Source organism: Pedobacter paludisoli, from assembly GCF_052344095.1.
In the GTDB taxonomy this organism is placed as follows: domain Bacteria; phylum Bacteroidota; class Bacteroidia; order Sphingobacteriales; family Sphingobacteriaceae; genus Pedobacter.
This window is the reverse complement of record NZ_CP179926.1, coordinates 18110-33056: the sequence shown is the minus strand read 5'-3', so window position 1 is coordinate 33056 and position 14947 is coordinate 18110. Positions and strand designations below refer to the sequence as shown.

6 protein-coding genes are annotated in these 14947 nt (G+C 35.3%); 4 read left to right on the top strand and 2 right to left on the bottom strand.

Going from position 1 to position 14947, the window contains the following annotated elements:
* Positions 1-250 precede the first annotated feature (250 nt).
* From ACJVDK_RS00095 to ACJVDK_RS00085, 3 genes are all read left to right on the top strand, one after another.
* Positions 251-3274, top strand: coding sequence for a tetratricopeptide repeat protein (locus ACJVDK_RS00095; RefSeq protein WP_443938284.1), 3024 nt, complete (start codon positions 251-253; stop codon positions 3272-3274).
* A 4-nt stretch (positions 3275-3278) separates the two neighbouring features.
* Entirely contained in the window at positions 3279-4985 is a 1707-nt protein-coding gene (locus ACJVDK_RS00090) for a hypothetical protein (protein WP_443938283.1), read from the top strand.
* Positions 4986-5278: 293 nt separating this feature from the next.
* Positions 5279-8104, top strand: coding sequence for a M16 family metallopeptidase (locus tag ACJVDK_RS00085; protein WP_443938282.1), 2826 nt, complete (start codon positions 5279-5281; stop codon positions 8102-8104).
* Between the two features lie 298 nt (positions 8105-8402).
* Here ACJVDK_RS00085 and ACJVDK_RS00080 read toward each other — a convergent pair whose 3' ends face one another.
* A complete protein-coding gene (locus tag ACJVDK_RS00080) occupies positions 8403-9767 on the bottom strand; it encodes a RagB/SusD family nutrient uptake outer membrane protein (RefSeq protein WP_443938281.1) in 1365 nt (454 codons plus the stop codon).
* A 4-nt stretch (positions 9768-9771) separates the two neighbouring features.
* The gene (locus ACJVDK_RS00075; RefSeq protein WP_443938280.1) at positions 9772-13032 is read right to left on the bottom strand and encodes a SusC/RagA family TonB-linked outer membrane protein; all 3261 of its coding nucleotides are present in this window, start codon (positions 13030-13032) and stop codon (positions 9772-9774) included.
* A gap of 561 nt (positions 13033-13593) precedes the next feature.
* On the opposite strand from ACJVDK_RS00075, the gene ACJVDK_RS00070 reads away from it, so the two are divergent.
* On the top strand, positions 13594-14649 hold the full coding sequence (locus ACJVDK_RS00070) for a TlpA family protein disulfide reductase (RefSeq protein ID WP_443938279.1): 1056 nt from the start codon (positions 13594-13596) through the stop codon (positions 14647-14649).
* Positions 14650-14947 lie beyond the last annotated feature (298 nt).

Here is a 14947-nt window from a genome sequence, read left to right as displayed (position 1 = left end):
AAAACGTGAAATTATGAATTAAAATGAGATATCCTAAAATTTTTAAGCAATTTTGAAATTCACAGGTTCAACCGCATACAAAAATTTTCGGACTTCCGACTGTCCGACTATCTAAATTTTCCACAATCATACCTCACCAAATAACAATTTAAATTTCTCTGCGTTATGTGTGTTATCCACAGATGTTAATTACTTCTGTTTAAAAACCCGTATACTATTTCTAATTTAGTATCAACCATATTTGAAACCTATGCAGAAAAAATATTTCTTAATTCCGCTACTTTTAGCAGGAAGTTTTAATAGTTATGCGCAAATAAATGCTTCTCAAACCATTAATAAAAACTATCAGACGGGGTTAGAATTATTAAATAACGAAAAATATACCGCAGCCGCTCAACAGTTTAAGTTGGTAGAACAAATTCGGTTTAAACCTTCTACTCAAACAGAAAGCAACGCTACGTTATCCCTATTGAAAGAAAATGCCAAGTTTTATGCCGCTGTGTGTGCATTAGAACTAACAAACTCTGATGCGGAAAGCTTATTTCAGGCATTTATCCGCGATTATCCACTCAACCCCAACACCAAGTTGGCTTATTTTCATGTGGGTAAAGCGTATTTCAATCAAAAAAATTATGCCAAGGCATTAGAGTGGTTCGAAAAAACGGATCCTTCGATGCTTTCGGCAAAACAACGCAACGAATATCAATTTAAACAAGCGTATGCTTATTTCCTTCAAAATGATTTGGAAAAAGCAGAGCCTTTGTTTGAACAAGTAAAAAAAGAAAAAGGCGAATACCAAGAAAGTGCTACCTATTACTTTGCTTACATCAATTACCTAAACAAAGAATACAAAACTGCGCTGGCTAATTTTGAAAAGTTAAAAGGATCCCCTACTTACGAAGCGAGTTATCCGTATTACATTACCTCTATGTACTACTTAGATGAACGCTACGACGATGTGATTGAATATGCAATCGCTGCTATGCAAAAGACCAAGCAACAATACGAACCGGAAATGTTGAGTTTGGTTGCTGCTTCTTATTTTACCAAATCGGAATTTAAAAATGCCGAAAAGTACTTTGCCGAATTTTACGCCAAAGATAAAAGTGGTACAAAAAACAACTTGTTTATCTACCAATACGGCTATTCGCTTTTTCAAAACAAAAAATACAAGGAAGCTGTTCCGGTACTCGAAAAACTCAATACCGATGATGTTTACCTTCAAAACGGTATGCATACCTTAGGAAAAACCTTCATTCAATTAAACAACAAAGCGAAAGCGCAAAGTGCTTTTTTTAGGGCTTCACGATTGGATTTTGACAAAGGTATTCAAGAGGAAGCATGGTTAAGTTATGCCAAACTCAGTTACGAACTAGATTTCCATCAACAAGCACTAGAAGCTACGCAAAGCTTCTTAAAAACGTTCCCAAATTCGAAAAAAACGAACGATGCCAAAACCTTATTGGGAGAAGTACTTTTAACCACTAAAAACTACCAGGCAGCGGTAGATATTTTGGAGCCTATTCCGAATAAAACCTTGGAGGCGCGCGAAGCATACCAAAAAGTTACCTATTTCAGGGGCTTAGAATTTTACAATGAAAGAGCGTTCCCGAATGCATTATCCATGTTTTTACGTTCTGAAAAAACGCCGGAAGACCCTGAGATAAGTGCCTTAGCTACCTATTGGAAAGCCGAATCGATGTACGAATTACGCAAGTACGATGAGGCCGTAAAAACATTTGAAAAGTTCTTGAAAATGCCAGATGCCGACAAAACAGGTGTGTACAACTTTGCCAATTATGCCTTAGCTTATGCAGCATTTGAGGATGAAAAATACAGCAAAGCAGCTAACTATTTTGAGAAATTTTTGGCCGGTAACGACAAGGATCAAAAAACTGTCGACGACGCTACCCTGCGCCTAGCCGATTCGTATTTTGTAAATAAAAACTATGGTGATGCAATGGCCAATTACAACACCATTATAAAAAGAAAAACAAGTTCGGAAGATTATGCCCAATTCCAAAAAGGAATGATTCAAGGCCTTGAAACGCAATATGAAGCCAAAATTGCTACTTTACAAAATTTGCTCCAAGTGTTTCCTAATTCAAACTATGCTGATGATGCGGGCTTTGAGATTGCCTACACCTACTTCAATAAAGGCGATTTTGATAAGTCGAAGTCAGATTTAGTGAGTTTAGTTGCCAAATACCCACGAAGCAGCTATGTTCCGAAAGCCTTGGTGACCATCGGTTTGGTTCAATACAACCAAGACCAAGACGATATGGCTTTAGAGTCGTTCAAAAAAGTAATCCGAGACTACCCAAGTTCCGACGAAGCGAAACAAGCGCTTGAATCGATCAAAAATATTTACACCGACCGTGGCGATGCTACTGGCTTTATCAATTATGCATCTTCTACACCAATCGGAAATTACACCATTGCAGAACAAGATAACATCGTTTTTGCAGCTGTGAATAATTTATACCTGAAAGGAGATGCAAATGGTGCACTTTTAGCCGCCAATGCTTATTTTGATAAATTCCCGAAAGCCATCCACGAAAAAGAAGCCAAGTTTATACGTGCAGAATCCTTGGTAAAATTAAAACGTGCCGATGAGGCCATTGCCGATTATGAATTTATTTTAAATGACTGGACCAGCGATTACACCGAGCGTTCGTTACTAAGCATTTCGCAAGTTTACCTCGATCAAAAGAAGTACAACGAAGCAATTGTGTATTTAAAACGCTTAGAAACAACTACCGACTACAAGGCTCATTACAGCTATGCTATCAACAATTTATTAAAAGCCTATACTGCCCTAGATGCTGCTGACGATATGTTGAAATATGCTAAGCTGACCAAAGAATCAGAAAAAGCTTCTGAAGAAGAAAAAAATAGCTCTGGCTTATACGCTGGCAAAGCGTATTTATTAAAAGGTGACACCACAACAGCAGTGAAAGAATTTACCAATGTAGTAGCAACAACCAAAACCATTGCCGCAGCAGAAGCAAAATACAATTTAGGTATGGTTCAATTTAAAAAAGGCGACTACAAGACCTCTTCAAAAACCTGCTTCGATATTATCAACAACATGGCTGCATACGATTATTGGGTGGCCAAAGCATTCATCCTCTTGGCTGATAATTACACCATGCAAAAGGATAATTTACAAGCAAAGAGCACACTTCTAAGTATCATCGACAACTACGACGGAAAGGATGATATCATCCCTACGGCAAAAGAGAAACTAGAAAAACTAAACCAGAAGAAGTAAGAAAATGACACAATCGATTAAATATCTATATAGCACACTGTTTTTCTTGGTTTCAGGATGTACAATTGCCCTCGCGCAAGAACCTCAAAAAAAACCAGAAGAGAAAGCTACCGTTAACGAAGAAATCGAAGTCGTTCGTCCCTATAAACCCATCTTAGCAGAGGCCGTAAAACTTCGTAGAAGCCCAAATTTAGAGGACGTAAAAACCTATAAAGCAAAATTTAATTACAGTATTACCGACCGTAAGTTGGAGCTAAACAGCGACATTAAAAAGCTTCAAGCGCAACAAGTGGCTGATGAAAAAGAAACCCTGCTCATTAACAATTACGTTAAAGGTGGTATTGGTTCATTAGGAACATTATTAGGTGAAGTATACATCAATACCGGAAAAGACGAAGGTTTGCAAGCAGGTGCTTACTTTAAGCACTTTAGTCAGAACGGGAAATTAAATAAACAAAATAACAGTACACAACAATTAAGTGTATTCGGGCGCAGTATTTTAGACAAAACAACCGTAAGCGGTCGCTTTAATTTTGAACGAAATGGCACTTATTTTTACGGGATAAACCCGGATAATCCAACGTTAAATCCAAACCCTGAAAAACAAGCACTCAGTTTATTTGAATTGGAAGGCGAACTGGTAAAAAATTATAATCCTGATCCAAATGCTATGGCTTATGCCCTGAAAGCGGATGGCTATGTTTGGAGCGATAAATTCAGTGCCAAAGAAAGTTACTTCAGTTTAAATGGGTATTTGAATAAGCGCATTGGCTCATTCAATTTAGGTGTGGCAGCATCCACAGAATTTGGGAGCACGAAAGACGCGCAAACTGATGTTGGCAACAATCTTTTACGCTTAAATCCATATGCACGTTTACAACTTAATGGAGTAAATGTAAACGTTGGATTAAACTTTGTACAAGAATTCGGCACGTATAGCAGTACCAACTTATTTCCAGCCATTAGCGCCGATTTTACCCTTATACCCGATTTTCTCCAAGTATTTGCAGAGGTAAAAGGTGATGTAAATAGAAACTCACTCAAGAATTTCACAGATGAAAACCCTTGGTTGAACAGCAATATTTTTATAAAAAACAGTGTCGAAAAACTAAATATTAGTGCAGGTATTAAAGGAACTGGCGGTCCGGGTTTTGGCTATAAAGCACGTTTCTACGTAAAACAAATTGATGGAATGCCGCTATTTATCAATAACTACGACAACTTTAATAAATTTGATGTTATTTACGACTTAGGAAAAACCAAAGTAACGGGAATTGAAGGTGAAATCTCTGTTCAAGTAAGTGATGCTTTAAAATGGACGGGTAAATTGAACATTGATGATTATGCTCCTTCTACTGAAACATACAGTTGGTTTAAACCTGGTTTAAGAGTTAACTCAAACTTTCTCTACACCATTAACAAGAAATTAAGTTTAAACGCTGATCTTGTGGTACAAAGTGATGTAAAAGCAAAGGTAAATGTGATGCAACCGGTTCCTCCAGCGCAATACACTACACCAGATCCAAATATTGAATCTATTGTAACAGTAAAAGGATTTGTTGATTTAAGCGCAGGTGCTAGCTATAAAATAAATTCGAAATTTTCAGCATTTGCTAAAGTAAACAACCTGCTGAATACGACCTATAGCAAATACCTATACTATCAAATGAACGGCTTTAACATCTTCGGCGGATTAAGCTATTCTTTCTAGTAAGACTTACACAAACATACTATTAAAAAAAGGGCTTTAATTTAAAATTAAGGCCCTTTTTTTGGATGCTACTTTGTCCTATCCAACCTCACGAAATCAACGTTTCCAATAATTATTTCACTATTTCATCGAACAGTCGTTATATAAATTCAGTTTAAAAAAAACACAAAAACAACTTAAATAGTCTATTAAATATGTATATTTTATATACAACAAATACCACAATTTATTTACTAAAAAACACACTACTTATAAATATTAATAATAAATTGCAGTATAAATAAATATACATAATGAAGAAAAGAAATTTAATTACGCTATTATTTCTTAGTTTGAGCGGCAGTTTATTTGCCCAAAGCTTAAACTTAAATAGTCCACTCCCTATTGATAAAAGCACAAAAAAAGGCACCTTACCAAACGGAATGACCTATTATCTTCATCGTACAGATGTAATGAAAAATGTTGCCAGCTATTACATTATTCAAAATGTTGGCTCCGTTTTAGAAAAGGACAACCAAAAAGGTTTAGCCCATTTTTTAGAGCATATGGCCTTTAACGGAACGGAACATTTTAAAGGGAAAGAACTATTAAATACCTTGGAAAAAGAAGGCATTGTATTTGGCCGAGATATCAATGCGTATACCGACTTCGATGAAACGGTTTACAACATTAACAAAGTGCCGACCACTCCGCGTATGATAGACATTGGTCTACAGGCCTTGCACGATTGGTCGCACTACCTACTCCTAACCGATGAAGAAATCGACGCGGAAAGAGGCGTGATAAAAGAAGAATGGAGAAATCGTCAGAACGGATCAGCAAGAGCAAGCGAGCAGGTAATAGATGCAAATTTTGGTCATTCTATTTACGGAAATAGACTTCCGATTGGAACGATGGATGTTATTGAAAACTTCAAGTATCAAACCCTCAGAGATTTTTACCACGAATGGTATAGAACAGATCTACAAGCTATCGCAATAATTGGCGATTTCGATATGGAACAAATGGAAGCAAAGATTAAAAGTAAGTTTTCATCCATTCCGGCTGTTAAAAATCCAAGCAAGCGTTTTAACGTTAAAATTGAAGACCGTCAAGAGTTAGACTACGCCATTGGTTTGGATGACGAGACAAGTGGAACGATGATTACGTTCGACATTCGACATGCCATCCCATCAAGTGTGAACACGGTAGGTGATTTAAAAGAACGTCTTTTAGATGGCTTATTAAGCGATATACTTTCAGAACGCCTGGGTAATTTAAGCTTAAAACCAGATGCCCCTTTTCTATATGCAACCTGCGTAGTAGCAGATCATACGCGTACTACCGAAAATTTAGAAGTAAAAGTAATGCCTAAAGATGGTGAAAAAATGCAACAAAAAGCATTTAACCTTGCCATAATGGAGCTTAACCGCGCTGTGAAGTTTGGATTTACAAAAGCAGAATTTGACAGAGTGATCTTAAAAAAGCTAAGCATGTACAAAAATGCCATTGCAGAAATAAGCAATCGAGATGATAACTTTTATAGTTATGTGATTAAGAAAAACTTTTTAAATAATCGAACGATCACCGATACGGAAAAACTATTTTATACAGTGGTGAAACCCTTACTAAACAATCTTACACCTGAGGATTTATTAAAACAGCTTCAAAAATATTACACACAAAAAAACCGCGTAATAACGGTCATCAGTTCAAAATCAAAAGACAATTTAACAAAAGATCAAGCATTAGCAATTCTTAAAGAAGCCGAAAACAGCACTACCTTAAAACCATACGAAGAAGAAAAGGCTAGTAAACCCTTGTTATCTGGCGTAACTTTAACTCCAGGAAAAATTATTGAAAAAAAGGAAAATAAAAATTTAGGTTTCACGGAATACCGCTTAAGTAACGGGGTTAAAGTTTACTATACTTTCGCTGATAAAAATAAAAACAAAGTTAAATTAGAAGCCAAAAGTCAAGGCGGTACATCTCTTCTTCCTGTAGATGATCTTTTTAACGCAGCAGCCTTTAACGATTTCTTTCAAACCTTTGGTATTGGAGAATTCAGCAACACTGAACTAACAAAAAAACTTGCGGGAAAGGAAGTTGAAAGTAGTATTTCCTTAAATGAAAGCAGCGAAGAAATCAATGGGTCGTCTAGCTCAAACGATCTTGAAACCTTGCTCCAATTAACCAATTTGCGATTTACAAACCCTCGTTTTGATCAAGAAGATTTTAATCTTTCTATTAATAATGCAAAACAATTCTTAAAAATGATGAGTCAAAACATCAATGCTCAGCAACAGGACTCATTAAAGGTATCAATCTATGGGGCAAACAATCCGGCAAACAAGATTTTAAACGAAGAAATGCTTTCTACCCTAGATTTCGAGAAAATTAAAGCAATCTACAAAGATAGATTTTCAAACGTTACTGACTTTCAGTTTTTTATAACTGGAGATATACAACCAAATCAATTAGAGTCTCTTTTAGCGCAATATATTGCTTCTATTCCATCTGATCCATCAAAAGCTAAGGAAAGTTGGAAGGCCAATACCCGTTCTGAATGGCAAAATAAAAAAATAGATAAAGATGTATTCATTGAAATGAAAGTTCCAAAAACCAATGTGAACATCGCATTTAAAAAACCTATAGACTATTCATTGAAAAACAAATATCTCTTAACTACTTTTGCAAGACTACTTTCGCTTCGTTATATTGCCACATTAAGAGAAGAAGAAGGTGGGATCTATAATTCTAGAACAGAAGGAACCCTTATTAAAAATCCAGAAGAAGGTCTTTTAAAAATAACCTTCAACTGTAACCCTGACCTTTCCGAGAAATTAATAAAAATTGTTCACCAAGAAATAGATGCAATCTGCAACGGAAAAATCAATGAGCAAGAACTAGCTAAAGTTTTAACAAGTATCCTAAAAGATAGAAAGGATTCTGAAAATTCGAATAGTTACAACATGAATACAACCATTGAATTCGTAGAAAACGGCTATAATAGAAATGATCCGGAAAACTTTGAAAACATTGTAAAAGCTATAAACAGTAAAGATGTTAACACTTTCGCAAAAGATTTCATAACTAAAGCCAGTTCATATGAAATTGTATTTAAGCCCAAAGCAAAATAAAATAAGTGCTATCTAAAAAACTTTAATATCGCTTCCTCACCGAAGCGGTTTTTTCTTTTTTATAAAAACTACATGATTGTACGAGCCTTTAAGTTCACTTCCCAAGATTTAAATGCATTCCTATGGCTTCCAGTCCATGAGAAAATAAGACTTAAAGAAGATAAAGAGTTGCACTCTACTTTGAACCAAAAGCACATAATTAAAGAGCCAACTCTAGAAGGCTAATACAACATAATAAAGAAGCCCAAAAGCTTCTTCTAATAAGATTGCCTTTGAGCTTTTTTTAATGAGTATTTCTTTATAAGGGGCTAATTACTTCTCTTTCATTTTGGACCAAAGCGGGTGCTGATTGAATAACTTTATAGGGAATTGGCATCACATAATTTACTGAATTTGGTTTTAACACATAGCGTTTAGAATTAAACATATGCTCAACATCTTTTGCAAATCTGGGATCTTTATTTAACCTTTTTAAATCAAAAAAGCGATTCCCACTTAGGAATAACTCTCTTCTCCGTTCTTCCAATACTTTGGTTAAAACATCATTCGCATTGGTAACAGCAATATTAGAATAGTTAGCTGGATTAATGCGATTCTTACGCAACATGTTTACATCATCTACTGCTGCTTGAAGTTGATTAAGTCTTGCATTGCACTCAGCTCTTGTTAAATAAATTTCCGGCACAGAGATTCCATTACTTTGAAGTATTGGAGCTATAATTACCTCAAGTTGATTAGTCGGTCCAATTGATGAAAAGAAAAATTGAGGTCGCATATCACCTGCTTCAAACAAAGCTATAAATTCTGGATGCAAGGCATAATACGTTAAATCAGGCGTATACGAACCAAAGGTATAAGCCCGGTTATACGTTTGTTCTTGATCAAAAAATGGTTTTAAAGCCAGAGTTGTCGAAGCGTTAACTGCTGTATAATTAGCCAGATAACTGTTTTCCATTAAAGCATTATCTGCTGCTTGTTTTGCGTCTGCATACTTCCCTTGATAAAGATATATCCTCGCTAAAAAACCATAAGCAGAAGCTTTAGTTGCTCGATATGATTTATTAACAGATGGAAGATTAGGAAGCGCAGTTAGTACATCTTGGAGAATCAAATCATATACTGCTTGCACGGACGATCTAGCTGGAACCGATTGATTCACATCGGCTTTTGTCAAAATAGGAACCCCCATATCAGAACTGGCCGTACGCGAATCATAATGCTTAGCAAACGTATTTACCAAAGACCAATAATTATATGCTCTCCCTAGCAAAGCTTCAGCCTTTATAGTGGCTTTCTTTTGTAAATTACTTCCAGTCGCTTGGTCAATACTCTCGAGAATGGTATTGTAACTGTAGATGCCGGCATAAGGCAAATCCCATAAATGCGTTTGAGTTACCCCATTGGGATAAATATCCTTCTGAAAACTAAAAGTATTATCAAACACTGCCGATGGGTATCTAGCCGAACTTGCATAATAAATATCGTCAGCAGAATCATACAGTACATAATCTCTTAATTGAATGATATTGTTTGAGGTGAGCATCAACTCAAAATCTTCTATTTTAGAAGGTATTTGAAATCCTTTGGGTTCAACATCTAAATACTTGTTACAACCAAGAAATAACGTTGCACATGCTACTATATAAAATAATGTATTTTTCATTGTGTTATCTTTTTTGAAATGAAGCGGTAATACCAAATGTATAAGTGGGCTGAATAGAAAGTAATCTATATGGAGTAAACCCTTGTAAACCGAAAGCTTCCGGATCAATTCCATCTTTATTTTTAGTCCATGTAAACAAATTATCTGCTTGGAACCGAATTGTTAACGCACTGAAGGGTGTTTTTTTGAGTTTTCGTTGATCAAAATTATAAGCCAAAGTCGTTTCACGCAATTTTAAATAATTAGCTGAAATAACATTGATATCGGCATTTTGATAAAGCAATCCACTTGAAGGATTCATAAAATAATCATTCGTGGTTTTAAGTGCAGGAACAGCGGTATTTGTATTGGTTGGTGTCCATCTTTGAGCTGCATTCTTTGGGAAGTATGTCAATTCTCTTTGTGGATCCCCGGTATAGGTATCTCTTCGCATCACATTACCACCGTTAAAGATGATTAAAAACGAAAGTTCGAAATTTTTATAACCAAAAATATTCGTTAAGCCGCTACTCAATACCGGAGTTAAAGACCCTTTATAAACCAAATCCTTTACGTCCAATTGATCATAATTTTCAAATTCGGTACCATCTGCTTTCAAAAACACTGGACTTCCCTGGTCGTTTAATCTTGCAAATCGGGTTGCAAACACATTCATTAAAGGGTAACCACTTTTTATGTAATTGGAAAGAAAAACATTATTTAAGTCGAGTGGAAAGTTTGCTGTTGCACGGTTTCGGTTAATCGATAAATTCAATATACTCGTCCACTTAAACGCAGTGTTTTTAAAAATATCGCCACGGATACTTGTCTCAAAGCCTCTGTTTCTAATTTCGCCCGCATTTAAGACAAGCTGATTAAAACCAAGGGTCGAATTCACTTGCGTATTGCTCAATACATCAACAGAATTTTTGATATAATAATCTGCTGTAATACTTAAGCGATTCTTAAATGCAACGAAATCAACGCCAAAATTAGAATTACGTGTGGTTTCTTTTCTTAATTGATTATTTGGAGGCGTAGCAATAGAGGCCTGCGGTTGTCTTGTGTACAAAGAAGGACTGGTTACCGTTTGCAAAAATGGCCCCGTTGAATTAGCCACATTTGCACTTAATCCATAGGTAAAACGAAGTACTAAACTGTTTATCTTTTTCGATTGAAAGAAAGATTCTTTAGAAATATTCCATTTGGCTCCTATAGACCATGTGGGGATATAGCGATATTTTGGATCGGTCCCAAATAAATTAGATTGATCGGTCCGAACGCTGGCGCTTGCAGTATATCTATTTTTAAAAATATATGAACCGCTTGCATAGGCACTATAGTAACGGTTTGTAACGTCGTTTTCATAATTTAGACTTTGAGGAGTCCTAATGCCCAGGTTTGGCATACGAAAACTACCACCTTCAACAGAGGGGAAGCCATTAACTAGTTTTTCGTTATTGGTCGGAAATTCATTTAAAGAACTGGCGTCATATCCAAACTTTGTGAAACGATTTAACTTATCTTTCAATTCGCGAATCTCCGTACCCCCAATAAGCTTTAAAACATGTTCACCATTAGAAAAAGAGCGATTATAGTTCAATTGAGCCCTAGCTGTATACGATGCTTTTTCACCAATTTCTCTACTTAAAACACCTCCATCTGGTATATTATTCGTAATTAATCCTCCTTGCCCCTTTTCAGAAGCTGAATTATATAACAAATTTCCCTCTGCTGAATTTTCCGTCAGCATGCGATCTCCTTTCGAAAAAGCACGTTCGTACTGAAAGCCAAAATCTCCCTCCAATCCGGGAAGAATTTTCACATTTAAATTACTTTGAAGACGGAAAGAATACCCATTTGTATTATACGTCGACTCTCTTGCTTCGGCCAATGGGTTAAATGATTGATCTTTAAAACCCGCATCAATTAATTCTTGCCCCTTTGCTGGAGAATATGTTCCTGGATACACCCCTAATGAAGAGAAATTCCCTATACCCGTTTCATTGTAAACTGGTATAAAGTTTCCGGCCCCATCTTTCAACAGTGTGTACTGGGGTAATTGCCTTAATAAGGCATCTCTATTAATAAGATTTTGCTTTGTATTAGTAAAGTTAACATTACCCAAAACATCCAAACGCACTTTATCAGAAATATAAAAGTTATTGCTAAAATCGAAAATGGTTCTATTGCTTTTACTAAGCGTTTCAACAGGGCGTTTATACACATTGTTTAAAGAAACGCGATACCTGTTTCTCCCATAGCCACCACTTAAAGCAAGATTGTTCTGTACCTCTAAAGAATTTTGGTATAAATTATCTTGAAGCTGCGAAAAATTATCGTTATTTTTCAATTGATTTAAAACATCATCCGCTTGTTGTTGGCTAATTTTCCCTTGAGCTAAATCGGTCAGGGTTTGGGTAACTGGGTTAACAAACAATCCTGCATTATTTGGTATCGGTCGATAGGTAAAGGACTGCCGAAGCATGTCTATATACTCACTTGTATTGACTCTATTTAAGGTATAATCCAAATTTGGAGCTTGGCCAATCGCTACTGTACTTGTAAAATCGATTTTTGGTTTTTCATCCCCTCTACCTTTCGTTGTTGTAATAACAATTACACCATTTGATGATTTAATTCCGTAAATAGAAGATGCCGCTGCATCTTTCAATACGGTTATGCTTTCAATATCGTTTGGATTTAGCGTGGATAAGTCGCCGACCATGGGAAATCCATCTACCACCACCAAAGGAGATCGATCTGCCGATAGAGTGGAAACACCCCGAATGTTAAGTTCCTTTTTACTTTGATCATCGCTCGATCTTATCAAATTCGGACTAAATACTAATCCTGGGGCTAACCCTTCAAGTTTATCCTGAATGTTTGTTCGGGTTTTTCTACTTAATTGTTCTTGTTTTATATTCGAATAAGAACTAGTGGTTTCATTTGCATTTAGTTTTTGGTAACCAGTAATTACCACTTCATTTAAATCATGCTCTTTTCTTTTAAGCGTTACCACAAGTGGTTTACGACCTTCCAGTGGCACTTCAATGGTTTCATAAAAGACCCCAGTAAACACCAACGTACTGCTCATTGAATTAACAGGAATGATAAAATTCCCTTTTCGATCGGTTTTAACATAATTATTGACCCCTTTTTCGTACACCGCAATATCTGCTAAAGGATTTCCACTTTCGTCGACCACCTTTCCCGTAATGGGACCATCTTGAAAAAAATTTGCCTTTTTAGTCTCCAAATTACTAGCATGAGAATGGTCTGCCAAAGCGACAAGGAAAAATAAACAAACACTCAAGAAAAAGACGGGACGTTTTAATTTTTTAAGGGAAAATAAATTAGATGAGTAGGAATGATGTACTTTTTTAAGATTCATAAATGTTTGGTTTAACTTTAAGTACAAAATTTTAGGTTCATTGCAACATATCCAGCTGCAAAAAATATCTAAATATAGATATTTAAAGTACATAAAAAAATACAAACAAACAAAAAAAATAGCAGAAACAAAACCTTGTAATAAGGTATAGATAATCAACATTCGAAACTTCAAAAAAACAAGCAGTAGAAAAAAACAACCAAAACTAACTAAGTAAGATATCTTTCAGACGAAATAAAAAAAATAGCCAATATAACTTATAATAGTAACAAATAAATTCATCAATGCTTTTAAAAAATTTATTTAGCCAGCCATTAAATATTCAATATAGCTTAAACACGCATGATAATAAATTCAAAATAAAATAAATAAAACATACAAAAATGTTCTTTTTAATTTGTAAATATTCAAATACTTATATACTTTAGGAACTTACAAATATTAACAACACGCATGAAAAAAATAATTTTGACTCTATCCCTTCTTTTCTTTAGTCTATTTGGATATAGCCAAGAGCAATCGAACAATTATGCTGTTTTTAAAGGGCAGATTAAAAATCCAATTAACGAAACGCTCATGGTTGCAAGCCAGGGCCGAAATGGCTTTAGGGAAATTATTCATTTGAAACCTGATGGAAGCTTTATTGACACCATTAAACTTCCTGTGAACGACATTGATTTTTTTATAACGCATGGAGACAATCAAAATAACCTTTTCTCCATGTTGTATTTAAAAAAAGGCTTCAAGTTAACGTTAAATGCAGATATCACAACCAAAACGATGCAGTATAGTGGAGATGGATCCGTTGAAAATAATTTCTTTGTGGCCTATCGAGAAAAGCAAATGCAAGAAATGAAGGAACTTTCAAAATCAGTCCCGTTATATGGCGATGACTTAGCAAAATCCATCAAGGAAAGTTCAAATAAAGACATTGAACTCTTAAACCAGTACAAAGAAAATATGGATCCCGCTTTTTACAACAAGCAACACGAAGCGTTTAATGGGAGACTAGATAATGAGCTGAAAAGAATATCAGAAAATACGGCAAAAAGACAATCACTTTTTGCCGATTTATCAAAAGGAACTCCCTCTCCAAAATTCACAAACTATGAAAACGTTAAAGGTGGATTAAGCTCTCTTGATAACTTTAAAGGAAAATATGTATTCATTGATATTTGGGCAACATGGTGTAGTCCGTGCAGAGCGGAAATACCTTTTTTAAAACAACTGGAAAAAGAATACGAAAACAAAAACATCGTGTTTATTAGTATTTCCGTTGACGATTTAGAGGATAAAGACACCTGGAAGAAAATGATTAAAGAAAATAAAATGGGCGGTATACAATTACATGCTCCAAAAGGCCGTGAAGATAAGTTTATAAAGGAGTATAAATTAGCAGGAATCCCACGCTTTATAATCATTGATAAAGACGGAAATATCTTTCATGCAGACGCACCAAAACCATCCGATCCAGAGCTAAAAAAACTCTTAAGTTCCATCAATCTATAATTATCTGGCTTTGCCTGACCAAATACACAACACCTTCAATCATGTGCAGCTTAGTTTAAGTTGCACATTTTTTTTAGCCAACTACGTCAATTAACATCAAAGTATATCCAATAACCACTACATAAATTTGTAAAACTGTATACCATTTTTATATTTGTGTACGTTATCTAACCAGAATCATCGTTATGCAAAAATTTATATCAAAAACAACCAAAAAACGCATCAGTCAGATAACCAATAATTTAACAAAAAACAAAAAATACAATTGGCAACGCAATTGAAGGTAGAATGCTCAAAT

What these genes read in the sequence shown, in the direction of transcription:
- ACJVDK_RS00095 (WP_443938284.1), top strand. Translation starts at nt 251, where the DNA reads ATGCAGAAAAAATATTTCTTAATTCCGCTACTTTTAGCAGGAAGTTTT.
- ACJVDK_RS00090 (WP_443938283.1), top strand. Translation starts at nt 3,279, where the DNA reads ATGACACAATCGATTAAATATCTATATAGCACACTGTTTTTCTTGGTT.
- ACJVDK_RS00085 (WP_443938282.1), top strand. Translation starts at nt 5,279, where the DNA reads ATGAAGAAAAGAAATTTAATTACGCTATTATTTCTTAGTTTGAGCGGC.
- ACJVDK_RS00080 (WP_443938281.1), bottom strand. Translation starts at nt 9,767, where the DNA reads ATGAAAAATACATTATTTTATATAGTAGCATGTGCAACGTTATTTCTT.
- ACJVDK_RS00070 (WP_443938279.1), top strand. Translation starts at nt 13,594, where the DNA reads ATGAAAAAAATAATTTTGACTCTATCCCTTCTTTTCTTTAGTCTATTT.